Below are 22,991 nucleotides of genomic sequence, written 5' to 3' on the forward strand. Positions count from 1 at the left end.
GTTTGCGCGAATCGATCCATCGACCGGGCGCACGATGCACCCGGTCACGTACCTCAAACGCGCTTATTCGACGTTGAAATCGATGCCCTGTGCGAGCGGCAGCGCCGACGAATAGTTGACCGTGTTGGTCGCACGACGCATGTAAGCCTTCCACGAGTCGGATCCCGATTCGCGCCCGCCGCCCGTTTCCTTTTCGCCGCCGAACGCGCCGCCGATCTCCGCGCCGCTCGGGCCGATGTTCACGTTCGCGATGCCGCAATCGCTGCCCGCGGCCGACGTGAAGCGCTCGCTCTCGCGCAGGTCCGTCGTGAATACGCACGACGACAGGCCATGGTGGGCGGCGTTGTTAGCATCGATCGCGTCACCGAAGTCGCTGTACTTGAGGACGTAAAGAATCGGTGCGAAGGTTTCCTGCAGGACAACTTCCGTTTGCGACGGCATCTCGACAATAGCCGGGCGAACGTAGAAGCCCTTCTCGTTGCCCGCTACCGTGTGACGCTCGCCGCCGAACACCTTGCCGCCTTCGCGCTTCGCCTGCTCGAGTGCCGACTGCATGCGGGCGAACGACTGCTCGTCGATGAGCGGCCCCATCAGCGTGCCCTGCTCCAGCGGATTGCCGATCACCACCTTGCCGTAGAGCGCTTTCAGGCGCTCGATTGCCTTGTCGTACACGCTCTCGTGCACGAAGAGGCGGCGCAGCGACGTGCAGCGCTGGCCGGCCGTGCCGACCGCCGAGAACAGGATGCCGCGCAGCGCGAGTTCGAGATCGGCTGTCGGGGAGACGATGCCTGCGTTGTTGCCGCCCAGTTCGAGCAGCGAGCGGCCGAAGCGGCGCGCGACCTCGACGCCGACGGTGCGGCCCATTTCGGTGCTGCCCGTTGCGCTGACGATGTTCGAGCGCGGGTCCGCCACGAGCTTCGCGCCCACTTCACGGCCGCCGACCACGAGGCTCGTGAGGCCTTCGGGCGCATCGCCGAATTCCTTCAACACGTCCTGCATGATCTTGTTGACGGCAACCGCGGTGAGCGGCGTTTTTTCCGAAGGCTTCCAGACCACAGCGTTGCCGCACACGAGCGCGAGCGCGGCGTTCCACGACCACACGGCGACCGGGAAATTGAACGCGGAAATCACGGTACACACGCCCATCGGATGCCACGATTCGGCCATGCGGTGGCCGGGACGCTCCGAAGCAATGGTCAGACCGTAAAGCTGACGCGAGAGGCCGACCGCAAAGTCGCAGATGTCGATCATTTCCTGCACTTCGCCCAAGCCTTCCTGGAAGATCTTGCCGGTTTCCAGCGAGACGAGGCTGCCGAGCGCGCGCTTCTGTTCGCGCAGCTTGTTGCCCAGCAGGCGCACGAGTTCGCCGCGGCGCGGCGCGGGCACATTGCGCCAGGTCTTGAACGCCTCCTGCGCCTTCGCGAGCACAGCGTCGACGTCGGCCGCCGACTGGCTCGCGACGCGGCCGATCAGTTCGCCGTTGATCGGCGAATGCACGGCGATGTCGCCCGCTTCCGCGAGCTGGGAGATACCGAGATCCGAGAGGATGGAGGAGGCTTTCATAGGTAGAATCCCTTAAAAATTTCCGATACGAAACATTGCTACTTTAGGAAACTATACACGCGCAATTTTGCGGCGACAACACGAAAATCGACGGTAATTTCGCCATGCCGCGTGTACCGCTTCCGCCCGGCTTTGCGCCATGAAAATGGCATGTGCCCGCACTGCGGGCACACCTTTGTTTTCCTATTGGAAACAATGCATTGGGGCGCCGGCAGTGCCGGCGCCCTTCAAGGTAGCAGAGGCGTGTGATCTCAGTCCGCGGTTCGCGTCGTGACCGGCACCCACGCCACGTTCTTGACCTGATACAGCGTCGAACTCGGGCTCTTCAGGTCGCCCTGGGCGTTGAAAGCGATCTTGCCCGTAATGCCGTCGTAGTTCGTGGCCTTGAGCGCGGCGTTGAACTGCGCGGGCGTCGCCGAGCCGGCCTTCTCCATCGCCGTGATCGCGACCCACGCCGCGTCGTAGGCGAACGGCGCGTAGGCGAGCATGTCGATGCCGTACTTCTGCTTGAACTTCGCCTCGAAGCCCCTACCCTTGGGCAGCGTGCCGAGCGGCTGGCCGTATTCCCACACCGAAGCGCCATCGGCGGAATCGCCGGCGAGCTTGATGAAGTTCGCGTCCATGACGCCGCCGCCCGCGAGGAATTGCGCTTTCAGGCCAAGCTGGCGCATGCGCTTGACGATCATGGCGGCCTGCGCGTCGAGGCCGCCGAAGAACACGAGATCCGGATTCGTGCGCTTGATGCTCGTGAGCTGGGCGCTGAAATCCACCGCCTTGTCGTTCGTGAACTCGCGCGCGACGATCGTGCCGCCGCTTGCCTTCACGGCCTTCTCGAACTCGTCGGCTTCACCCTGGCCGAAGGCCGTGCGGTCGTCGATGATGGCAATGCGTTTCGCCTTCGTCACCGTCGCCGCATAGTTGCCCGCGTTGCCTGCGTTTTGCGAGTCGGTGGCGATCACGCGGTAGATGGTCGGCGCGCCGCTTTGCGTGATGGCCGGGTTGGTGGCGGCCGGCGTGATCATCGGAATGCCCGCCTTCGCGTAGATCTTCGAGGCCGGCAGCGTCGTGCCCGAATTGAAGTGGCCGATCACGACGGCCACGTTGTCATCCACGAGTTGCTGCGCGACCTGCACGCCGATGCGCGGATCGCTCTGGTCATCCTGCGAGTCGATCACGAACTTGACCGGCTTGCCGCCGATGGTGGGATGCGCGGCGTTGGCTTCGTCCACGGCCAGACGCACGCCGTTCTCGATGTCCTTGCCATACGCTGCCCCGCCGCCCGTAAGCGGGCTGGCCACGCCGATCTTCACGACCATTTCCTGTGCGCTCACCGCGCCGGCAACCAACATCAACGACGCTGCGATCGCGCAGCCACGACGAGAAGCGAGGAAACGAGGAGACATGCGATATTCCTTCGGTATCTGGAGCCGGCACGTGATGCGTTCGAATGGTCGCGCGGACCTTCGGACGCACTGGATTCATCCCGCTATGCCGAGCGGCGGGACGTAAGCGGATTGTCGGCAGCCGTGCAGGCGGCATCAAACGAAATCTAATCACCACGTAATGCGCTTTTCTCATCAAGCCCGTCCACGCGGGGAATACGGCAAGGCGTGACGCGGCCCCGCTGGCATTGGGAAATACCCGATAACGCCGATATGCTCCCTGTGCGTGGATGCCATGCGAGCCCGGATCGAGCGCACGCCAGGCCTTGCGCCGTCTGGGTTTGCGTCAGAAATCATCAACCTTCGGGGCGATCGATTTACTTAGCCATGCTTGTTAATTGCTGGATGGCGCGCCAAACGTCGCGCGATACGCAAATGTTATTATCGGAAACATAGAGTACGATACGAACCATCAGCGAACACCCCGAGTTCCCGAATGGAAACCCCGTCCCTCAAGGCCGCCGAGAATGCTTCGGCGGAGCTTGGCAAGCGCGTCAAGGCGGCCCGGCTGAAGCACGATTACACGCTCGAGGCCGCCAGCCGCGTGTGCGGCGTGTCGCGCTCCACGCTCTCGAAGGTGGAAAACGGCGTCATGTCGCCGACGTTCGACGTGCTGCAGAAGATCGTTCACGGTCTGAAGATCGACCTCGGCGAACTGTTCGGCTCTGCGCCCAGGCCGCGCGCGAGCGGACGCCGCGCGCTCAACCGCAAGGGCGATGGGCAACAGCATTCAGCAGGCTGTTATCAGATGGAGTTGCTGGCGACGGAACTCGCCCACAAGGCGATGCACCCGTTTCGCATTCGCGTGACGGCGCACTCGCTCGACGAGTTCACGGAATGGGGCCGGCATGAAGGCGAGGAATTTCTCTTCATATTGAGCGGCTCGGTGTGTCTCTACTCCGAGCTTTACGCACCGACACATCTCGAAACCGGCGACAGTCTCTATTTCGACAGCCGCACGGGGCATGCGGCCGTCTCCACGAGCGAAGAGGACGCCGAAGTCCTCTGGCTCATCAACGAACCGCACCCGGACACGCAGGACGGCGCGCCGGGCGTTTGATCCTTCATGCTTACGCGGCGTTCGCGGTCATCTTGAAGATGCCCGTGGCGTTACCCGCATCGAAGCGCAGATCGGTCTGCCAGCGCCGCGTGACCTGATCGAACGTGCGCTTGCGCGTGATGAACTCGTAGAACGAGCCCGGCACCTCACGCGTCACACGCTGGCCGTCCGCCGTGCGAAACTCGCGCGTCACGGTGTCGGCTCGATAGGCCGTCTGAAACACGCGGCCCGAGCGCGAAGTCTCGACGCTGGGCTTCATCGGGCGCCCCTTGGCCTTCTCGTCGTCCGAAAGCTGAAATACGTCTTCCACGCGGTCGGTCGCGTGATTGAAGGCGTTGCCTTCCGTCGCGATCCATGCCATTTCCGCCGATTCCTGCAGCAGTGTCTCGTAGTCCGAAATAGATGGCACGTCGTGCTGTCGTGCGAATGCACCGACGATCACGGGCAGCAGTTGCAGCGCCGCGTCGAGCGGCAGCGAGCCGTCGCGTTCCAGTTCGGAGAGCTGCGCCACGGCCAGCGGCGTAAGCGGATCTTTCGATGCGCCCACCACGTTCGTCACGGCTTGCTGGAACGCCGCCGAAAAGCGCTCGGGGTGCAGCTCGCTCACGAAAAACTGCGCGATCTCGTCGGGTGCGTCTTCGTGGGCGTAGGCGCGCCCCGTCATGCCGAGCTTGTCCAGCGGATAGCGGCCATTCAGGCGAAAGCCGAGCGGCCGCAGAATGCGCGTGAACGCCGCTTCGCCGGGCGGCAGCGCGCCGTTCTGTGCCCAGCGCACCGTGCGCAGCGCGCCATGGTCGAAGTACACCGCACCGCCCTGCGCCACCGTGTCGTTCGTGTACGTGCGGCCGTTGGGAGAGCGCTCCAGCAGGTCTTCGAACAGCGCCATGTTCATCGCCTGGGCGAGTTCGGCACGCGTGACGGTGCCGCTTTCCCAGTCGCCGAGCATCGACGGAAAGTTCAGCGTTGCAAACAGGGTTTCAGTTTTCTCGCGGCCCAGCAGCGCGGACAACAAGCGTTCTACGTTCGAATTGCGCATCACCAATCTCACAGGAAACGACCGCCTGGCGGCAGTCATCAAAGGGGCCTCTGGCCATCGGTTTCGGCCAGCTATACGTAAAACGCATTATTCAAATGGTTGCGCACCGCGTAAAGCGAGTTTAAATTGTCACTTGATGAGTTTCTGGAATCACCATGCGCAAGTTCAAGATCCCGAATATCGGCGCGCTGACGGCCTTCGAAGCCGCGGCGCGGCACGAGAGCTTCACTCACGCCGCCAAGGAGCTGTTCCTCACCGAAAGCGCGGTCTCGCGCCAGATCGCCACGCTCGAATCGAATCTCGGCGTGCGCCTGTTCGTGCGCGCCAAACAGCGGGTCGTGCTCACGCGCGCGGGCCGGCTCTATAGCACCCAGGTGCGGCGTGCGCTCGAAAACCTCGATCGCGACACGCTCTCCATCATCGCGCACGGCAGCGGCGGCGGTTATCTGGAGCTCGCCGTGCTGCCGACCTTCGCGTCCGAATGGCTGCTTCCGCGCCTCAAGGACTTCTACGACCGCACGCCCGACGTGCGCGTGAACATGGGCGTGCGCACCGAGACGTTTTCGTTCGAGGAGTCGCATTTCGAAGCCGCGATCCACTACGGCAAGCCGACCTGGCCCGGCACGTCCTCCGACTTCCTGTTCGGCGAGGAAGTGGTGCCCGTCTGTTCTCCGTCACTGCTTGCGCGCCCCGTCAAGAAGGCGCACGAACTGCTCGCCTACCCGCTGCTGCACTCCACCACGCGCCCCGACGCCTGGACGCGCTGGTTCTCCGACCTCGGCGTGGAAGACAACGCCACCATGCACGGCGTGCGCTACGAACTGCACACGATGCTGATCGCCGCGGCCGCCGCCGGCCTCGGCGTGGCGCTCGTGCCGAAGTTCTTCGTTGAAGGCCAGCTCGAGCGGTTCGGCGTCGTCATTCCGTTCGAAGCCCCTGCTATTGCCGATGGCGGCTACTACTTCGTCTATCCCACCGAACTCAGCCACGGCAAGCCACTCGAGATGTTCCGCGCGTGGCTGCTCGAGCAGGCGAGCGCCTACAACGCTTCGCAAGTGCAACGCTGATCGGCGGGTCGAGTACGCGTGATATACGATCAGAAAAAAGTTTCCTATAGGAAATAGTTAGGTTAGCATCGAACGAAATCACTTCTTCGTCGCGAGACTGACATGGAAGATGTCGTCGTCATCGGTGCAGGCATCATCGGGGTCTGCGCCGCGCTCAATCTGGCGCAGCGTGGCATGCGCGTGCATATCGTCGACAGCGCGCCGCCCGGTTCGGGCTGCTCGTTCGGCAACGCGGGCCTGATCGCGGTCGATCACGTCGCGCCGCTCGCGAGCCCCGAGACGATGGCCGGTCTGCCCCGCATGCTGCTGCGCCGCGACAGCCCGCTGCGCCTGCACAAACGCAGCCTGCCGCGCATGGCGCCGTGGGTGCTGGAGTTCGCCGCGCAGGCGCAGCGCCCGCGCTTTCGGCGCAACACGCGTGCGCTCGCGAGTCTCGTGACCGGTGCGGCGCAGGCCTGGCGTCGTCTGCTCGATCAGCACATCGCCGCCGACCTCTTTCGCGACATCGGCTCGCTCTACGTGTTCGAGCAACCCGTTGCGCACGCAACGGAATGCGCGCAACTCGATCTGCTAGACCGGTACGGCGTGCGCTACGTGAATCTCACAGCGGAGCAGGTACGGCGCGACTATCTACCGTCGCTCACGCCGCATATCAGCCATGCGCGCTACTTTCCCGGCATGGCCTCGGTCACGAATCCGCAGCAGGTCGTCGAGCGCATCTTCGAGGCGGCGCTCGCAGCGGGCGCGAAATACACGCGCGCTGCCGTCGACGCCTTGCGCGCCCTCCCCGATGGCCATATCGGCGTCACGCTGAGCAGCGCGACGCACCCAGCCGCCAAGGTGCTGATAGCAGCCGGCTCGCGCAGCGCCGAACTTGCACAGCAACTGGGCGCCAGGATTGCGCTGACCAACGAGCGCGGCTATCACGTGCAGCTCGGCGCACCCTCGCAGGACACGCTGCGCGTGCCCGTGAGCTTCGTCGAGCGCGGCTTCACCTGTAACCCGATGGCGCAAGGCATCCGGCTTGCCGGCACCGTCGAACTCGGCGCGCGCGGCGCACCCGACTGGCGCCGCGCCGATCTGCTCGCCACGCAATTCCAGACGCTCTTTCCCGGCGCACGCGCGGCGCAGGTCGCAAGCCGCTGGTACGGCGAGCGCCCCACGCTGCCCGACTATCTGCCGATGATCGGCGAGATGCGCGGCGCACGGAACGTGTTCGTCGCGACCGGCCATCAGCATCTGGGCCTCACGCTCGGGCCGCTCAGCGGCGAACTCGTCGCACAATTGATGGCGCGCGAGACGCCCGCCGTCGATCTCGCGCCGTTTCGCATCGACCGCTTTTGAGGCCGGCGGCAGGAACGCACGCCGCCACACCCACGCATCATTCATCAGGAGAGAAGATTCGATGGAGCCCATCGCGATTTACGACGCAACCGCCACGGCGCGACTGCTCGACTTCGGCGTGCTGCTCGACGCCCTCGCCACGGCCGCGCAGGATCACGACGCGGGCCGCATTCACGCGCCCGTGCGCACGGGCGTGCCGCTCAAGGGCAACGGCGTCATGCTTTCGATGCCCGCCAGCGCCGACGACATTGCCATCCACAAGCTCGTGAGCGTGTGCCCGGCCAACACGGCGCTCGGCATGCCGACCATCTTCGGCGCGGTGACGGTGTGCAACGGCGCGACGGGTCAGCCGGAGTTCATCCTCGACGGCCCGACCGTCACCGGGCGCCGCACCGCGGCGCTGTCCATGCTGGGCGTGCGCCTCTTTCACCCGGGCGCGCCGCGTGCGTTTCTGGTCGTCGGCACCGGACAGCAGGCGCGTTTTCATGCCCAGGCGATCGGCCAGCTGTATCCGTCGGCGACGCTCTACGTGAAAGGCCGGACCGAAGCGTCCGAAGCGGCATTCCGCGCCCACTTCGCGCAGGCTGGCGTGGACGTGACGCCCGCGCACGGTGCGGCTCCGAAAGAAGTCGACGTCGTCATCGCCGCGACAACGAGCAAGACGCCCGTGTACGACGAAGCGGCACGCAAGGACCGGCTCGTGATCGGCGTGGGCGCCTTCACGCCGGACGCGGCCGAAATCGCCCAGGAGACGGTGCGTGCGAGCCGCGTGTTCGTCGACGATTTCGCAGCCGCGCGCGAAGAAGCCGGTGACCTGCTGCAGGCAGGCGTCGACTGGGCGAACGTGCGCACGATCGGCTCCGCTGTAACGGACGGGGCGGCACATGACGGCAGTCCGGTGCTGTTGAAGACCGTCGGCAGCGGCGCCTGGGATCTCGCCGCGTGCCGCGTGGCCCGGCAAATGCGCTGACCCGCACGCGCGGATTAGACTCGCACATCGACCGCGCAGCACGATCCCATCCGAGACCCAAGGCAAACGGCACCATGACGACGAGCGCTCCCCAACCCGCCGTGAAAGTCCTGCGCGGCGATGTCATCGAAACCACGCATATCGCCCACATTGCCGTGGTCGACGCCCAGGGCCGCCTGCTCTACGCGCTCGGCGACCCGCATCGCATGACGCTCGTGCGCTCGGCGGCCAAGCCCGCGCAGGCGCTCGCCGTGGTCGAAACCGGCGCGCTCGAGCGCTTTGGCTTCGACGACGCCGATCTCGCGCTCATGTGCGCCTCGCATAGCAGCGAGGACCGCCATATCGAGCGGACGCGCGCGATGCTCGCCAAGGTGTCCGCCACGGAATCGGATTTGCGCTGCGGCGGCCATGTGCCGATCTCCGACGCCGTCTACAAGGCGTGGATCAAACGCGACTTCACGCCGGGCGCGGTGTGCAGCAATTGCTCGGGCAAGCACGCGGGCATGCTGGCCGGCGCCCGCGCCATCGGCGCGGCGCTGGCCGATTACCATCTGCCTTCACACCCCTTGCAGCAACACGTGAGGCGGGTCGTGGCCGAGGTTTGCGATCTTCCCGAGACGGGCGTCGAGTGGGGCATCGACGGCTGCAATCTGCCCACGCCCGCCTTCCCGCTCGACCGGCTCGCCCGCCTGTTCGTGAAGCTCGCCGATGCGCAGGACCACGCGGCCTTGCCGGGCTCGGCCGCGGCCGATGCGCGCTCGCAGGCGCTCGCCCACATCTATCGCGCCATGACGTCGTATCCGGAACTCGTGGCGGGCGAAGGCCGCTTCTGCACGACGCTCATGAGCGCGTTCGAAGGCGCGCTCGCCGGCAAACTCGGCGCGGCGGGCAGTTATGCGATTGGCGTGCGCGCAAACGCGGCGACCGCAACGCATACGGGCGGCCCGGCATTGGGTATCGCGGTGAAGATCGAGGACGGCGATTTGACCGCGCTCCATGCCACCGTCGTGGAAGTGCTCAGACAACTGGGCATTGGCACGCCACAACAGCTTGCACAACTAAGCAAATTCGAAGCCCCGCGCATCGTCAACACGATGGGCGTCGAGACGGGTTGCGTCGCGCCGCAGTTCTCACTCGAGCGCGTCGCTTCGTAGCCAGCACAAAATGAGCGCGCGGGCTTTGCAAGCCCGCGCCAAGATTCACAGCAACGCCACGACTTTCACGTCGCTGCGATCGGCCGATGCCACCACCTTGCCGTCCACACGGCGGAACATGAGCGTCACCGTATTCTTGCCCACACGCAGATCGTCCACTTCCAGCCAGTCGATGCCTTCGGGCAGCATGGGCTGCTCGACACGCACCTCGTTGCGCGCCGCGTCGATCGTCACGCCAAGACACGCTTCGAGCATCATGAACGGCGAGCCCGCGGCCCAGGCTTGCGGCAGGCAGGCCACCGGATACGCGGTGGGCGGCTCGCCGCGCCGGCGCGGGAACCCGCAGAACAGTTCGGGCAGACGCATGTCGAACGTCACCGCAGCCTCGAACAGCGCCTGCAAGAGGCGCACTGCTGCCGCCTTGCGACCATAGCGCGCGAGACCGCGTGCGCACAGCGCGTTGTCGTGCGGCCAGACCGAGCCATTGTGGTACGCCATGGGATTGAAACGCGCCTGGCCCGCCGCGAGCGTACGCACGCCCCAGCCCGTGTGAAACAGCGCCGATTCGAGCACTTCCGCCACGGCGCGGCCGCGCTCCTCCTCGGGCAGCCCGAAGGCGAGCAGATGTCCGGCGTTCGACGCGAGCACGCGGCACAGATCGCCGTGGCCATCGAGCGCAATGCCGTAGAACTCCGACTCCGGCATCCAGAACTTCTCCTCTACGCAGAGGCGGATTTTGGCGGCGCGTGCGGCGTAGCGCGCTGCGTCTTCGATCTGGCCGCGATGCGTGGCGAAGCGCGACATCGTTTCGAACGCAGCGCTCGCATATGCCTGCACTTCGACGAGCGCAATCGGGCCATCGGGGAAACGGCCGTCCGCGTGGAATACAGAGTCGTGGCTGTCCTTCCAGCCCTGGTTCGCGAGCCCGCCCTCCGATTCGCGCCGGTAGTCGAGCAGACCGAGTTTATTGCGGTCGCATACACCTGCGACCCAGGCCGCCGCACGCTCCAGCGCCGGCCATAACTCGTCGATCAGCGAAACGTCGCCCGTGCGTTCGACATAAGCGCCCGCCAGCACGACGAAGAGCGGCGTGGTGTCCACCCCGCCGTAGTAGAGCGCAAACGGCACTTCGCCTGTGGCAGCCATCTCGCTCTTGCGCATTTCGTGCATGATCTTGCCGACCGCCGCGTCGCGGAACGCCGAATCCTCGCGCGCCTGATGTTCCGCGAGAAAACGCAGCACGCCCTGCGCGAGCGCGGGCGTGAGCCACAGCGTCTGCAGCGAGGTGATGACCGCGTCGCGGCCGAACGGCGTGGAAAACCATGGAATGCCCGCATACGGATACGGGCCGGTCGGCAGGTCGGTGGTGAGCAGACCGAGGTCGGCGATCGAGCGGTTGATCCACGCATTGAAGAGCGGATTGCTCGAACGCAAGTGCGCCGCCGCTCGGCGGCGTTCGCGCATCACGATATGCGAATCCACCAGCGCGGCGCGCTGAGCGGCGCGGCCCACGCGCTGCTCCTGCGAGTCCGCGAGGCAATGCGGCGGCTGGAAGATGCCCGCGCTCTGTGTGCCGGGCGCGGCGCCGGGCATGGCCTCGACTTCGATCGCCACCGTGAGATAGATCGAGACGCAGGCCTGCGCGGGCAGATCGACCGTGAAGTCGGCGCGATCGGCGAGGAGTTTGTTCGGCGTGGGCGAGAACTCGATACGCACGCGCCGCGCAACCTTGTCGAGGCCGACGTATTCGAGCCGGACCTCGCCGTCTTCGACTCGCGGCGGCATGAGCGTGCCGCGTTTTTCGCGCTTCAGGCCGCGTACTTCGAACATGTCCCGGAAGTCGCTCGCGAACGAGATGGAAAGCGGCACCACGGCGTCTTCCGTGCCGTAGTTCGTGAGCTCGATGGCCTCGGTCATCATCGTGCCGGAGAGCACGCGCTCGCGCTGCACGTGAATCACGCCTTCGGGCGTGGTACTGCCGCCGAGCGGCGGCAGCGGACGATTGGTCAGGTGGGCCGTGAACACGGCGTTGTCGCTGCTCACGCTGCCCGAGAGCAGTGAGGGCACGCGTCCGCCGAAAGTGAGGCGCAGCGACGAGAGCACGCGCGTGTCGTTGACGAACAGGCCGTCGTCGATGCCGGTGATGTCGCCGAGCGGATCGTTGACGATGAAGGTGCCGCCCGACTTCAGCACATGCTGGTCGGCGCTTGCGACCTCCGGCGTTTCGGGCGCGATGAACGCGCTGTCGGTTTCCCGCGTGTCCTGGTCGGGATGATCCACGCCGCTTGAGCGCGTGACGCCGCCGAGTGTTTCAGGATCCTGCATTGCGTGCCTCCTGGGTGCCATGCAAAGGGTTACGGTACGGTTCGCTTGCGGTTGATTGTAGTGGCTTCGGCGCACGCGTTGGGCGAATGCGCAAAGAACGGCCGAAAGATACGCGCGAAATGAGTGGCAAATCGCAGTGCGGAGCAAGGAACGTGCGCGGAAAAAATTGCGGGCGCCGGCACGACGTAACGTGCGGGCGCCCGTGTAGGCAATGCGCTCGCGCGCCGGAAGCGGCGCGCGCCGTGAGGATCAGCGTTGCGAAATCGGCTTCGCGACGCGCGGCGTTTCGCCGATGAACAGCTGACGCGGACGGCCGATTTTCTGCTCGGGGTCGGCGATCATTTCGTTCCACTGCGCGATCCAGCCCACCGTGCGCGCCATCGCGAAGATGCAGGTGAACATCGAGGTCGGGATGCCCAGCGCGCGCTGCACGATGCCCGAGTAGAAGTCGACGTTCGGGTACAGCTTGCGCGACACGAAATATTCGTCTTCCAGCGCGATCTTCTCGAGCTGCATGGCGAGCTTGAACAAAGGATCGTCGTGCAGACCGAGTTCGTTCAGCACTTCGTAGCACGTTTCGCGCATGAGCTTCGCACGCGGGTCGTAGTTCTTGTACACGCGGTGGCCGAAGCCCATCAGCTTCACGCCCGAGTTCTTGTCCTTCACCTGCTCGATGAACTTCGGGATGTTATCGACCGAGCCGATTTCTTCGAGCATATTCAGCGCGGCTTCGTTCGCACCGCCGTGCGCCGGGCCCCACAGGCAAGCGATGCCCGCGGCGATACACGCGAACGGATTCGCACCCGACGAACCGGCCAGACGCACAGTAGACGTCGAAGCGTTCTGCTCGTGGTCGGCGTGAAGGATGAGAATGCGGTCGAGCGCGCGCACGAGCACATCGTTGACCTTGTACTCCTCGCTCGGCGCGGAGAACATCATGCGCATGAAGTTCGCGCTGTACGACAGGTCGTTCTGCGGATACACGAACGGCTGGCCGATCGAGTACTTGTACGCCATGGCGACGAGCGTCGGCAGCTTCGCGATCATACGGATCGCCGACACCTCACGATGCTCCGCGTTGTTGATGTCGAGCGAGTCGTGATAGAACGCGGACAGGGCGCCGACCGCCGCCACCAGAATCGCCATCGGATGTGCGTCACGGCGGAACCCCCGGAAAAAGAAGTGCATCTGCTCGTGAACCATCGTGTGGTTCGTCACCGAGGCCACGAATTCGTCCTTCTGCTGCTGCGTGGGCAGCTCGCCCTTGAGCAGGAGGTAGCAGCTTTCGAGGAAGTCGGCGTTTTGCGCGAGGTTGTCGATCGGGTAGCCGCGGTAGAGCAACTCGCCCTTGTCGCCGTCGATATAGGTGATCGCCGAGTTGCACGACGCCGTGGACATGAAGCCCGGGTCATACGTGAACATGCCGGTCTGGCCGTACAGCTTGCGGATGTCGATCACGTCCGGGCCCTGGGTGCCCTTGTAGACCGGCAACTGCACGCCTTCAGCGTGGCCGGGGATCGTGAGCGTGGCGTGTGTCTTCGAATCGATCATTGTGTGTCCTTGAATTGCTGTCACATCGCAATACTTCGCGCATAACTTCGCGCAACAGGACGCAGCCGCCGGAATGGCCGGCAGCGCTGCGACCGCTTGCCGCATTCTACGGCGCGGTGCAGCATCGATTGATAGTGCAGCCAGCAACAATCCCTCTTCAACGCCGCAACACTGCGAAGCTTGCGGCTTCCTTAACGCCGATTCCTGCAACAATATTTTGCTCTTGCAGCGCAACATGTCGCACCCCATCTTTGCGATACTGCTTGACATGCAAGGGTTTTCCATTACTTGCATTTTGTAATCCAGCCGGATCTCACGGGCGGCCGTTTTCACCGCCACACGCGCTTAAAGCAAAACGTAAGGAAGCAACAGATGAACATCTCGGTCGACACCCTGTTCGCAGAAGACGAACAAGCAGAGGGCGCCGTTGTCACGGCACTCAATCACCAGGACATCGTGGTCGCACTGTCGGCCGCGCTCGCCAGCGAACGCGTGGCCGTGCTGCACATGCTGTATCCGCGCACCGACGCGCGCACGCACCGCAGCCTCGATCACCTCGTGGACGCGCTCAACGGCCACGGCCTGCACCAGGTCGCCCGCCTCGTTTCGCAGGAAGCGCACTATCTCGTGTTCAAGGATCCGGTGAAGGCATGGAAGGCCTTTCACGAAATCCGCAACGATTCGCTCGCGATCGGCGTGCACCTCTACTACGCGGGCCTCGTCGGCGAGGCGGCCGAGCACAAGCTCGACGCCCACGCGCACGGTCGCGACTAGGCGAGAGTCCTTCGGACTACGGTATTTCTCGCAGCAACGAAAAGGGGCGGCCGCATCGCGTGGCCGCCCCTTTTTCGCATCGCGTGAATCAGCGCGCGTCAGCGCCCGTGGCCGCTCACGAAGCGGTCGATCAACTCGTTGAACGCCGCGGGCCGCGCCAGATTCATCCCATGCGATGCGCCCGCCACACTCGCGCGGCGCGCATCGGGCAGCCAGGCGTCGAGCGCGGCCACGGCCCGATGAAACACTTCCGGGCTCAGCTCGCCGTCGATCAGCAGCACGGGGCATTGCACCTCGGCGGCTTGCTCGCGCGAGTACGCAGGCAGCGGATCCTGAAACTGCGGCCCAAGCGTGTGCGCGTTGTCGGTGGCCATGCGGCGAAACCCATGTGTGCTCTTCGCCCAGAAGCCGGGCCGGCTCACCGAATCGACGAACAACTCCAGCCCCGCGTCCACCTGGCCCGACTCGATCAGCGCCACGGCGCGGGCGCGCAGCGCATTGACGTTCTCGGGCAGCGTGGCGAGCGTCTGGCCCGGCTGCTGGACCGGCCCGCCAGGATCGGCGAGCGTGAGCGTGCGCACGTGCTGCGGATGGCGCCGCGCGAACTGGAACGACACGAGGCCGCCGCGCGAATGCCCGATCACATGCGCCGGGCCGGCGCCCAGGGCATCGACGAACGCCGCAAGCTCATCCGCATGCTGCCGCCAGCTGAACGGCAGGCCGCGTGCCGCCTCCGCGGCGGGCCAGTAGTGCGTGAGACTCACCGAGACACAGCGATACTGCTGCGCGAGGCCGGCCAGCTGCGGCTGCCAGTAGCGGTAGTCGCAAAGCGAGCCGTGCACGAAGAGAAGAAGTTCGCCCGCGCCTCGTTCGACATAGGGCATGGGCAGGCCGCCGGGCAGTTCGATGAACGTACCGGGGGCCGGAAAGGCGGCTGGATTCACGGCTGGACGATGTGGAGACAACGGGACAGCGGCGCATTGCAACGGACAACGGCCTACGGGCAGTCCATCGCGGCGCACGCCGGCAAAGTGGCGTATTGTCCCATGCCCGCGGCGCCAACAGCGGTCAAGCCGGCGCCCTCGCGAAGCGGCCTTGCCTCGTGCGCCGGCTTGGGCCGTTATTCGACCATTTCGAAAGCGTGCTCGCTCATGAGCGAGGCCGCCGCGCCCGCGCCGCGCACCGCGCAGGTGAGCGGCTCGTCGGCCACGCGCACCGTCACGCCAAGTTCGGCGGCTAGGCACTGGTCGAGCCTGCCGAGCAGCGAACCGCCGCCCGTGAGCACGATGCCGCTATCGGCGATATCGGTGACGAGTTCGGCGGGCGCCGTCTCCAGCACCTGCCGCACCGTGTTGATCACCACGCGCAAGGGCGCGGCTAGCGCGTCCACCACGTCGTGGCTCGTGATCTCGACCGTGCGCGGCAGACCGTCTTCCATGCTGCGTCCGGTCGCGCGTATGCGTTCGATGGGTTCGCCGTAGAGCGCGCAGCCAATCGTCTTTTTCACGTGTTCCGCGGTCTGGTCGCCCAGCACGACGCCATAGAGCGTGCGCACATGATCGACGATGGCGCGGTCGAACTGGTCGCCGCCCACGCGCACCGAGCCGCTGCACGCCACGCCGCCTAGCGCGACGATGCCCACTTCCGTCGTGCCGCCGCCGATATCGACGACCATCGAGCCCGTCGCCGCGTGCACCGGCAAACCCGCACCGAGCGCCGAAGCCAGCGACTCGCCGATCAGGTTCACGCTCGCCGCGCCTGCCGCGAAGGCCGCCTCGCGAATCGCGCGGCGCTCGACGCGCGTCGCGCCCGCCGGCACGCACACCGTGAATGCCGCACGGCGGCCGAGCAGACGGCGCGGCTGCGCCATCGCCACGAAGCGGCGCATCATGTGTTCGGCAGCAGAGAAGTTGGCGATCACGCCGTGCGAGAGCGGCCGCACCGTCTCCATATTGGCCGGGGCGCGGCCAAGCAGATCCTTCGCCTCGCGGCCCACCGCGGCCACCGTCGTCTCGCTCGCCCCCGCGCGCCGCTCGAAGCAGACCACGGAGGGCTGGTTCAGCACGATGCCCTTGTCGGCGGTGTAGATGAGCGTGTTGGCCGTACCGAGATCGAGCGCCACGTCCTGGCGGAACAGCCTTTTGGAAAAAATGGATTGCGGCTTGGCTCGGGCCATATTGGTCTGAAGTTCGGTTCTTTTTGGCGACCCGGCAGACGACGCGCCGCCGGATGGCATTCCCGATGGCGGCCTCGTCCAGGCAGCGCGAACCAGCCGCGCGCCGGGCGGAACGGGCCTACGCGGCCCATAAGGTCGCGGCGACTCCCCGTATTAACGGCCGCGACCGGCGCGAACTTTAGCCGGTCCAAAAACAACTGCCTAGGTTATGCGGAAAATATGGCCGAAATACGACACTACGGGCTTATGCCACTGCCAATTTGTACCGATTTAGCCCGCCGATGCCGGCCGATACCTGCTGATTAACGGGGACCGACCTCGTCCCCGCCAGCGACCGGATCGGTCTCTCGATTAGCCGCGCGCGAGCGCGCGCACCAGGGCGTCGCGCCCAAGCATGACGCCCTGCGGCGTAATCGTGTGGCCGACGCCCGGCAGCGCGAAAGCGGTGACCGCGAAGCCCGCGTCGCTGAACGCGGCGGCGGCGCGCTCCAGTTCGCTCGCCGGAATCACTTCGTCGTCCTCGCCGTGCACGAGCGTGAGCACCGTGCGGCTTTTGGCGACCACGGGCGTGACGAGCCGGCCCGCATACGCGACCACGGCCGCCGCGCCCGCCGCCTGTGTGGCCACGTGGTACAGCGACATGATCGAGCCTTGCGAGAAGCCCACCAGCGCGAGCGCGTCGTGACCGAGCCCCCAATGGGCGAGTTCGGCGGCGAGCCGCCGCTCGAACACCTGCGAGGCGGCAACGACGCGCGCCTCGCGATTGGTCTCGCTGATGTCGCGCAGGCTGAACCACTGGCGTCCGCCGAAGCCGCCGTCGAACGGCTCGCTGCCGTCGAGCGACGAGAACGCGACCCCCGGCAGCGCGTCGCGCCACACGTCGGCGAGCGGCGTGAGGTCCTGTGCGTTGCTGCCTACCCCGTGCAGCAGCACGACGAGCGCGTGCGCGGCGCCATCGGCCGGCGCCAGACGCCAGCCCCCTTCGAATGCTTCCCAGCTCATGGTCGGACCTCCCCTGTACTGACGATCGTATTGTGTGTCCAGCGCACGCATTTTGCGCGGCGCGCGGCAGGCGCAAGGATACGCTCGCCGCGCAACGCGTGTACGAAAGACTCCATTTCCCGGCGTTACATAAAGCCGCAACGGCAGCCCGATCGCGCGCGAAAGCCATTCGCAAGCCCCATGACCCTGCGCCGCATGGGGATGCTCCGCGGCTGGCGATGACAAAAGGCGATTACAGGTATCCTGTGCCGCAAACCGAATACGCGGAGAACACGCTTGAATCAGCCCGCCGCATCATCGGCGCCGCCCGCGCCGCCGCCGCCGCTCCAGGGAGGCAGTCTGGTCCTCGGAACCATCGCGGTCTCGCTCGCGACCTTCATGAACGTGCTCGACACGTCGATCGCCAACGTCGCCATTCCGACCATCTCTGGCGACATGGGCGTTTCCGTCGACGAAGGCACATGGGTCATCACCGTGTTCGCGGCGGCCAACGCCGTTTCCATTCCGCTGACCGGCTGGCTCACGCAGCGTTTCGGCCAGGTGCGCCTGTTCGTCACCTCGATCCTCTCGTTCGTGCTGGCGTCGTGGCTGTGCGGCATCGCGCCGACCCTGCCGTTCCTGCTCGTCGCGCGCGTGCTGCAAGGCGCCGTGGCCGGCCCGCTCATTCCGCTTTCCCAAGCCGTGCTGCTCGGATCCTGGCCGAAAGACAAATCGTCCACCGCGCTCGCCTTCTGGGCAATGACCACGACCGTCGGCCCGATCGCGGGACCGGCGCTCGGCGGCTGGATCACCGATAGCTACAACTGGTCGTGGATCTTTTACATCAACATTCCGGTGGGCCTCTTCGCGGGCTTCGTCACGTGGACGATCTATCGCAACCGCGAGTCACCCACGCGCAAGCCGCCTATCGACGTCGTGGGCCTCGGTCTGCTCATCACCTGGGTTGCTTCGCTGCAGATCATGCTCGACAAGGGCAAGGACCTCGACTGGTTCAACTCGCCGGTGATCGTGACGCTCGGCATCCTCGCGCTCATCAGTTTTGCGTTTTTCCTCGTGTGGGAGCTGACCGAGGAGCACCCGATCGTCGATTTGCGTTTGTTCGGACAACGTAACTTCCTCGGCGGCACGATTGCGATTTCAGTGGCGTACGCGGTGTTCTTCGGCAATCTGGTGCTGCTGCCGCAATGGATGCAGGAGTACCTCAACTATCGCTCGGTGGACGCGGGCCTCGTGACCGCGCCGCTCGGCGTGTTCGCGGTGATCCTGTCTCCGGTCGTGGGGCGCCTGTTGCCGCGCTCCGACGCGCGCATCATCGCGACGATCGCGTTCGTGATGTTCGCGGGGGTGTTCTACATGCGTTCGCAGTACGTGATCGAAATCGATACCTTCCATCTCGTGCTGCCCACGCTGCTGCAAGGCATCCCCATGGCGCTCTTCTTCGTGCCGCTCACCGCGATCATTCTCGCGGGGCAGCCGCCGAGCCGCGTGCCGGCGGCGGCTGGCCTCTCGAACTTCGTGCGCGTGTTCTGCGGCGCAGTGGGCACCTCGATCGCGACCAACGCCTGGAACAACCGCACGATCCTGCATCACGCGCGACTCACGGAACAAGCCTCGGTCAACAACCCGACTTTCGTGCAGGCGATGGACCAGACCCAGAAGGTGCTGAATATGAGCGAGCCCTCCGCACGCGCGCTGTTCGACTTCCAGCTCACCACGCAGGCCGCCATGATGGGCCTGAACGACATTTTCCATATCTCGGCGATCATCTTTCTCGTGATCATTCCGCTCATCTGGATCACGAAGTCGACGAAGGGCGGCGCAGGCGGCGGCGCAGCAGGGGCGCATTGACCCGAGAGGTCGAGTCAGGGCGCGCAATGAAGCCGTGGCGGTAAGCGCGAGCCGCTACAATCGCGGGACCGCGGCGGGCGCTCTGCCGCGATTGCCTGGCTCCCTCCCATGAATCACACGTTCGACTACACGCCCATCCTCGACGCCATCCATCGCGACCTGCAGCCGTATATCGGCACGGGCCGCGTTGCCGACTACATTCCCGAACTCGCCACGGTGCGCGCCGATCACTTCGGCATGGCTATCGTCACGGTGGACGGCCAGGTGTACCGCACCGGCGACGCCGATGTGCGCTTTTCCATCCAGAGCATTTCGAAGCTGTTCGCCTGCACGCTCGCGTTCCAGCTGCTCGGCGACGTGCTCTGGCAGCGCGTGGGCCGCGAGCCTTCGGGCACGGCATTCAACTCGCTCGTGCAGCTCGAATTCGAGGCGGGCAAGCCGCGCAACCCGTTCATCAACGCGGGCGCGCTCGTCGTGACCGACGTGCTGTGCCGCCGCTTCGTGCAGGCGGAAACCGCGCTCGTCGATTTCATGCGGCGCCTCTCGGGCGAGCCCGGCATCGGCTACGACCTGCGCGTCGCGCAGTCGGAACTCGCGCACGCCGAACGCAATCGCGCGATGGCGCATTTCATCGCAAGCTTTGGCAACCTGGAGATGCCCGCCGATACCGTGATCGACGCGTATTGCCGCCAGTGCGCGATCTCGATGAGCTGCGTGGAACTGGCGCGCGCAGCACTCTTTCTGGCCAACGGCGGCGTCTCGCCCGCGAGCGGCGAACCCGTGCTCGACGCGAGTTCGGCCAAGCGCCTTTCCGCGCTGATGCTGACCTGCGGCACCTACGACGCGGCCGGCGATTTCGTGTACCGCGTCGGCTTGCCCGCGAAGAGCGGTGTGGGCGGCGGGATCATCGCGGTGCTGCCCGGCGAATTCGCGGTGTGCGTGTGGTCGCCGGGCCTCGACGCGACGGGGAATTCGCTGGTCGGCTCGCTGGCGCTGGAGTGGTTGACGACGCGCACCGGGCGCTCGATTTTCTGAGGCCTGGGTGAACGTCATCCGGTCAGCATCCGCAAGCCCTGCGTGACGACACAGCCTTAGAGCGGCGGCCGCTCGAAAGTGAGCCAGCGCTGCACGGAGGGCCTCTGCCACTGAGCCAGGGCGTATTGCGCCAGCCCATGCGGCACCGGATCGCCGTTCAGCACCAGACGGTTCAGCATCAACGCGAGGTCCACGTCGGCGATCGACCACTCGCCGAAAAGATGCTTCTCGCCTTGAGCGATCAGCGCGTCGGCCATCGCGAAGAGCTTCTCCGCCGCGAGTTGCGCCGCGCCGGAAAGGGGCGCCGTGGTCGGGCCGTAAAACACAACCTCGGTCGAGCGCTCCTGGCGGATCGGCATGAGATCGCTGCGCAGCCACGCCTGAACCTGGCGCGCGCGGGCGCGCTGTTGCCGGTCTGCCGGATAAAACGCCACGCCGGGGAAGGTTTCTTCGAGATACTCCGTGATCGCCGAGGACTCCGAGAGCGCGAAGCCGTCGTGGATCAGGGTCGGCACGCGCCGCGTGAGCGACTTCGCCGCGAATTCCGGCTGCTGGTTTTCGCTCTTCGCGAGATCGACCGTCGAAAGCTCGAACGCGAGCGCCTTTTCGTGCAGCGCGACGAAGACGGACATCGCGTAGGGACTGGCGTACTGGGCGTCGGCGTAGAGGTGGAGAGCGGGGTTGGTCACAGTCGGCTCCGTTGTTGGCGCCGACGATAGTAGCAAGCCCAGCCGCCGTTGCGCTCGGCCACCGGCAGGCTGATCGACTCAGCCTGCCCCGCTTAAGCCGTCGCCGAGACCAGCCCCGTGGTCTTGCCGCTCGCGACCATCAGCTGCGCCAGCGAAGTCTGCACGCTCGCCAGTTGCGACGCGATCTGGCTGACCTGGCTCGCGTCCGATTGCGACGCCGAGCTCAACGCGCTCTGCGCATTCTGGATCTGCGCCTTGATCTGGCTGACCTCGCCCGAGTTCGAGCCTTGCGCCGCGGCGCTGGATGTCTGCGACGACACCTGTGCGAGTTGCGCCTGAAGCGACGCGATGAGCGCGTTCAATTCGTCGACTTCGCTCGAAGACGAACTGCTGGAGGATGCCGCTGCGCCTCCAGCGCCGCCGCCCGACTTCGAAGACGCCGAAGTGCTCTGCGTCGAAGTCGACGTCGACGTGGTGCCGCTGCTGGGTGTGCTCGTCGACGAACTCGTCGTGCTGCTGTCATTCGAGTTCGACGATGCCGCGCCCGAGGAAGCGCCGTTGCCTGCGCCGCTCGTCGAAGCCTGCGTGCCGCCGCCGTAGGCGGTCGTCGTGGTCGTCGTCGCGGTAATGGGTTGAATCTGCATGGAATCTTTCTCGCCGTAAGTCAGGGGCTGCGCAGCGCTGCCGAATAACGCCCTATCCGTGTGTTATCGGCAAGCTTGACGGTTTCTTGAGCGCTGTCCGTGCCGCTTTTATCGCGGTGCGGTCGTGGCCTGCTTACACCATGATGTATCCGTGCCGCATGCCGAGCATCACCGCTTCGGTGCGATTGGTCGCGCCGAGTTTGCCGAAGATGGACGAGAGGTGCGATTTCACCGTGTTGTCCGAGATGTCGAGTTGCCGGGCGATCTCCTTGTTGCCGAGTCCGTCGGCGAGCATCGCCAGCACTTCGATCTCCCGTAGCGACAAGGCTTCGAACGGTCCGCCGGATGCCGACTGGCGCAACGGTTTTCGTCCAGCGAGCAGCCTTGCGAGGATGTCGGGCGACAGCACGCACAGGCCGGCGGCCGCCGCTTCGATGGCCGCGACGATCTCGACGGGCGTCACGTCGCGCGACAGGATTGCCGTCGCATCCGCAGGCAGGTCGTCGAGGAGGCCGTCGCTGTCCGGGTCGTCGAGCAACAGGACTCGCGCCGGCGGCACGCGGCCAGGTTCGAACAGCGTCCTGAGCGCGTCGCTCGCCAGAGGCTCGATGTCGGCCACGACGACGTCCGGCACCGAACCGGCGAGGTAAGCGGCAAGCGCTTCGGCGTCGGCGGCGCTACCCAGGAACGCGAGCGGCGGCTGCGCCTCGACGATCGCCTCGAGGCTCGCGCGCACCTCCGGCGATGCCGCGATTACCGCGACCCGCACCGGCCCCATGGGTTCCATCGTGCCATCCGACATATCGCCGTGTCCCGGACCTCACCTGCATGCATGCCGTTGGGGCCGTTCGCCCACGGCGACCGTGCACGCGTGGCGCTCGCCGCCCCGGATCAACGTGACTGGCAACGGCTGCCCGATGCCCGTCGAGCCCAGCGCGGCGTGCAGGTCACCGATGTCGCGGCAAGGTTGGCCGTCCAGTTCGATCAGCACATCGCCGATGAGCACGCCAGCCTGTTCCGCAGGACCGCCCGGCGCAAGCGAGCTGATCAGCAATCCGCTATTGAACGACAGGTTCATTTTCTCCGCCCATGCGTTCGGCAGGCTGACCTGCTGTGTGCCGACGCCAAGGTAGCCCCGCGAGACGCGTCCCTTGGCCAGCAGTTCGTCGGCGACACGCTCCACCGTCATCGCGGGAATCACCATGCCGGCGCCGCGCATCAGTCCCGAGGTGCAGATGCCCACGACCTGACCGCGCATATCGGCGAGCGCCGCGCCCGAGAACCCCGGGCGCAGACCGCCGTCCAGCCGCA

21 protein-coding genes are annotated in these 22,991 nt (G+C 65.7%); 9 read left to right on the top strand and 12 right to left on the bottom strand.

Annotated elements, in window-relative coordinates; all coding sequences use genetic code 11:
- Nucleotides 1-63 precede the first annotated feature (63 nt).
- Both AB4Y43_RS33335 and AB4Y43_RS33340 read right to left on the bottom strand, forming a co-directional pair.
- Entirely contained in the window at nucleotides 64-1,563 is a 1,500-nt protein-coding gene (locus AB4Y43_RS33335; protein WP_368729715.1) for an aldehyde dehydrogenase family protein, read from the bottom strand.
- A 251-nt stretch (nucleotides 1,564-1,814) separates the two neighbouring features.
- Nucleotides 1,815-2,966 (bottom strand): branched-chain amino acid ABC transporter substrate-binding protein, encoded by a 1,152-nt coding sequence (locus AB4Y43_RS33340; protein WP_069261996.1) that lies wholly within the window; start codon nucleotides 2,964-2,966, stop codon nucleotides 1,815-1,817.
- Between the two features lie 475 nt (nucleotides 2,967-3,441).
- On the opposite strand from AB4Y43_RS33340, the gene AB4Y43_RS33345 reads away from it, so the two are divergent.
- On the top strand, nucleotides 3,442-4,065 hold the full coding sequence (locus AB4Y43_RS33345) for a helix-turn-helix domain-containing protein (protein WP_368729716.1): 624 nt from the start codon (nucleotides 3,442-3,444) through the stop codon (nucleotides 4,063-4,065).
- 10 nt (nucleotides 4,066-4,075) lie between these two features.
- Here the strand turns inward: AB4Y43_RS33345 and AB4Y43_RS33350 are convergent, their stop codons facing one another.
- Nucleotides 4,076-5,101 (bottom strand): DUF1338 domain-containing protein, encoded by a 1,026-nt coding sequence (locus AB4Y43_RS33350; protein ID WP_368729717.1) that lies wholly within the window; start codon nucleotides 5,099-5,101, stop codon nucleotides 4,076-4,078.
- A gap of 155 nt (nucleotides 5,102-5,256) precedes the next feature.
- On the opposite strand from AB4Y43_RS33350, the gene AB4Y43_RS33355 reads away from it, so the two are divergent.
- From AB4Y43_RS33355 to AB4Y43_RS33370, 4 genes are all read left to right on the top strand, one after another.
- On the top strand, nucleotides 5,257-6,168 hold the full coding sequence (locus tag AB4Y43_RS33355) for a LysR family transcriptional regulator (RefSeq protein ID WP_368604797.1): 912 nt from the start codon (nucleotides 5,257-5,259) through the stop codon (nucleotides 6,166-6,168).
- 102 nt (nucleotides 6,169-6,270) lie between these two features.
- On the top strand, nucleotides 6,271-7,512 hold the full coding sequence (locus tag AB4Y43_RS33360) for an NAD(P)/FAD-dependent oxidoreductase (protein WP_368729718.1): 1,242 nt from the start codon (nucleotides 6,271-6,273) through the stop codon (nucleotides 7,510-7,512).
- A 61-nt stretch (nucleotides 7,513-7,573) separates the two neighbouring features.
- Nucleotides 7,574-8,482 (top strand): bifunctional Delta(1)-pyrroline-2-carboxylate/Delta(1)-piperideine-2-carboxylate reductase, encoded by a 909-nt coding sequence (gene lhpI, locus AB4Y43_RS33365; RefSeq protein WP_368729719.1) that lies wholly within the window; start codon nucleotides 7,574-7,576, stop codon nucleotides 8,480-8,482.
- A gap of 74 nt (nucleotides 8,483-8,556) precedes the next feature.
- On the top strand, nucleotides 8,557-9,636 hold the full coding sequence (locus tag AB4Y43_RS33370) for an asparaginase (RefSeq protein WP_368729720.1): 1,080 nt from the start codon (nucleotides 8,557-8,559) through the stop codon (nucleotides 9,634-9,636).
- 45 nt (nucleotides 9,637-9,681) lie between these two features.
- On the opposite strand, the gene AB4Y43_RS33375 is transcribed toward AB4Y43_RS33370, so the two are convergent.
- Nucleotides 9,682-11,961 carry a glycogen debranching N-terminal domain-containing protein gene (locus AB4Y43_RS33375; protein WP_368729721.1) on the bottom strand — a complete coding sequence of 760 codons (2,280 nt, stop codon included), beginning with the start codon at nucleotides 11,959-11,961 and terminating at the stop codon, nucleotides 9,682-9,684.
- A gap of 249 nt (nucleotides 11,962-12,210) precedes the next feature.
- Nucleotides 12,211-13,512, bottom strand: a complete 1,302-nt coding sequence (gene gltA / locus AB4Y43_RS33380) for a citrate synthase (RefSeq protein ID WP_069262004.1) — start codon at nucleotides 13,510-13,512, stop codon at nucleotides 12,211-12,213.
- A gap of 372 nt (nucleotides 13,513-13,884) precedes the next feature.
- Between gltA and AB4Y43_RS33385 the strand changes: the two genes are divergently transcribed.
- Nucleotides 13,885-14,286: a hypothetical protein gene (locus tag AB4Y43_RS33385; RefSeq protein WP_028203504.1), complete on the top strand. Its 402-nt coding sequence runs from the start codon at nucleotides 13,885-13,887 to the stop codon at nucleotides 14,284-14,286.
- A 98-nt stretch (nucleotides 14,287-14,384) separates the two neighbouring features.
- Here AB4Y43_RS33385 and AB4Y43_RS33390 read toward each other — a convergent pair whose 3' ends face one another.
- From AB4Y43_RS33390 to AB4Y43_RS33400, 3 genes are all read right to left on the bottom strand, one after another.
- Complete coding sequence (locus AB4Y43_RS33390) at nucleotides 14,385-15,170, bottom strand: alpha/beta fold hydrolase (protein ID WP_368604837.1); 786 nt, start codon at nucleotides 15,168-15,170, stop codon at nucleotides 14,385-14,387.
- Between the two features lie 236 nt (nucleotides 15,171-15,406).
- On the bottom strand, nucleotides 15,407-16,462 hold the full coding sequence (locus tag AB4Y43_RS33395) for a rod shape-determining protein (RefSeq protein ID WP_069262005.1): 1,056 nt from the start codon (nucleotides 16,460-16,462) through the stop codon (nucleotides 15,407-15,409).
- A 351-nt stretch (nucleotides 16,463-16,813) separates the two neighbouring features.
- On the bottom strand, nucleotides 16,814-17,464 hold the full coding sequence (locus AB4Y43_RS33400; protein WP_069262006.1) for an alpha/beta hydrolase: 651 nt from the start codon (nucleotides 17,462-17,464) through the stop codon (nucleotides 16,814-16,816).
- A 276-nt stretch (nucleotides 17,465-17,740) separates the two neighbouring features.
- Between AB4Y43_RS33400 and AB4Y43_RS33405 the strand changes: the two genes are divergently transcribed.
- Entirely contained in the window at nucleotides 17,741-19,312 is a 1,572-nt protein-coding gene (locus AB4Y43_RS33405) for a DHA2 family efflux MFS transporter permease subunit (protein WP_368729722.1), read from the top strand.
- 108 nt (nucleotides 19,313-19,420) lie between these two features.
- Nucleotides 19,421-20,347, top strand: coding sequence for a glutaminase (locus AB4Y43_RS33410; protein WP_069262008.1), 927 nt, complete (start codon nucleotides 19,421-19,423; stop codon nucleotides 20,345-20,347).
- 56 nt (nucleotides 20,348-20,403) lie between these two features.
- On the opposite strand, the gene yfcF is transcribed toward AB4Y43_RS33410, so the two are convergent.
- Both yfcF and AB4Y43_RS33420 read right to left on the bottom strand, forming a co-directional pair.
- A complete protein-coding gene (gene yfcF, locus AB4Y43_RS33415; protein WP_368729723.1) occupies nucleotides 20,404-21,036 on the bottom strand; it encodes a glutathione transferase in 633 nt (210 codons plus the stop codon).
- A 92-nt stretch (nucleotides 21,037-21,128) separates the two neighbouring features.
- Complete coding sequence (locus AB4Y43_RS33420) at nucleotides 21,129-21,398, bottom strand: hypothetical protein (protein WP_069262009.1); 270 nt, start codon at nucleotides 21,396-21,398, stop codon at nucleotides 21,129-21,131.
- On the opposite strand from AB4Y43_RS33420, the gene AB4Y43_RS33425 reads away from it, so the two are divergent.
- On the top strand, nucleotides 21,385-21,636 hold the full coding sequence (locus tag AB4Y43_RS33425) for a hypothetical protein (protein WP_368729724.1): 252 nt from the start codon (nucleotides 21,385-21,387) through the stop codon (nucleotides 21,634-21,636). The genes AB4Y43_RS33420 and AB4Y43_RS33425 overlap by 14 nt on opposite strands.
- Before the next feature lie 177 nt (nucleotides 21,637-21,813).
- Here the strand turns inward: AB4Y43_RS33425 and AB4Y43_RS33430 are convergent, their stop codons facing one another.
- On the bottom strand, nucleotides 21,814-22,458 hold the full coding sequence (locus AB4Y43_RS33430) for a response regulator transcription factor (protein WP_368729728.1): 645 nt from the start codon (nucleotides 22,456-22,458) through the stop codon (nucleotides 21,814-21,816).
- Between the two features lie 42 nt (nucleotides 22,459-22,500).
- Nucleotides 22,501-22,991, bottom strand: a 491-nt coding sequence (locus AB4Y43_RS33435; RefSeq protein ID WP_368729725.1) for a S1C family serine protease, incomplete at its 5' end; no start/stop codon positions are given.

This window comes from Paraburkholderia sp. BR10872, assembly GCF_040965835.1.
Lineage (GTDB): Bacteria > Pseudomonadota > Gammaproteobacteria > Burkholderiales > Burkholderiaceae > Paraburkholderia > Paraburkholderia nodosa_A.

Coding starts and splice junctions, on each gene's coding strand:
- AB4Y43_RS33335 (WP_368729715.1), bottom strand. CDS start 1,563: ATGAAAGCCTCCTCCATCCTCTCGGATCTCGGTATCTCCCAGCTCGCG.
- AB4Y43_RS33340 (WP_069261996.1), bottom strand. CDS start 2,966: ATGTCTCCTCGTTTCCTCGCTTCTCGTCGTGGCTGCGCGATCGCAGCG.
- AB4Y43_RS33345 (WP_368729716.1), top strand. CDS start 3,442: ATGGAAACCCCGTCCCTCAAGGCCGCCGAGAATGCTTCGGCGGAGCTT.
- AB4Y43_RS33350 (WP_368729717.1), bottom strand. CDS start 5,101: ATGCGCAATTCGAACGTAGAACGCTTGTTGTCCGCGCTGCTGGGCCGC.
- AB4Y43_RS33355 (WP_368604797.1), top strand. CDS start 5,257: ATGCGCAAGTTCAAGATCCCGAATATCGGCGCGCTGACGGCCTTCGAA.
- AB4Y43_RS33360 (WP_368729718.1), top strand. CDS start 6,271: ATGGAAGATGTCGTCGTCATCGGTGCAGGCATCATCGGGGTCTGCGCC.
- lhpI (WP_368729719.1), top strand. CDS start 7,574: ATGGAGCCCATCGCGATTTACGACGCAACCGCCACGGCGCGACTGCTC.
- AB4Y43_RS33370 (WP_368729720.1), top strand. CDS start 8,557: ATGACGACGAGCGCTCCCCAACCCGCCGTGAAAGTCCTGCGCGGCGAT.
- AB4Y43_RS33375 (WP_368729721.1), bottom strand. CDS start 11,961: ATGCAGGATCCTGAAACACTCGGCGGCGTCACGCGCTCAAGCGGCGTG.
- gltA (WP_069262004.1), bottom strand. CDS start 13,512: ATGATCGATTCGAAGACACACGCCACGCTCACGATCCCCGGCCACGCT.
- AB4Y43_RS33385 (WP_028203504.1), top strand. CDS start 13,885: ATGAACATCTCGGTCGACACCCTGTTCGCAGAAGACGAACAAGCAGAG.
- AB4Y43_RS33390 (WP_368604837.1), bottom strand. CDS start 15,170: ATGCCCTATGTCGAACGAGGCGCGGGCGAACTTCTTCTCTTCGTGCAC.
- AB4Y43_RS33395 (WP_069262005.1), bottom strand. CDS start 16,462: ATGGCCCGAGCCAAGCCGCAATCCATTTTTTCCAAAAGGCTGTTCCGC.
- AB4Y43_RS33400 (WP_069262006.1), bottom strand. CDS start 17,464: ATGAGCTGGGAAGCATTCGAAGGGGGCTGGCGTCTGGCGCCGGCCGAT.
- AB4Y43_RS33410 (WP_069262008.1), top strand. CDS start 19,421: ATGAATCACACGTTCGACTACACGCCCATCCTCGACGCCATCCATCGC.
- AB4Y43_RS33425 (WP_368729724.1), top strand. CDS start 21,385: ATGAGCGCGTTCAATTCGTCGACTTCGCTCGAAGACGAACTGCTGGAG.
- AB4Y43_RS33430 (WP_368729728.1), bottom strand. CDS start 22,458: ATGGGGCCGGTGCGGGTCGCGGTAATCGCGGCATCGCCGGAGGTGCGC.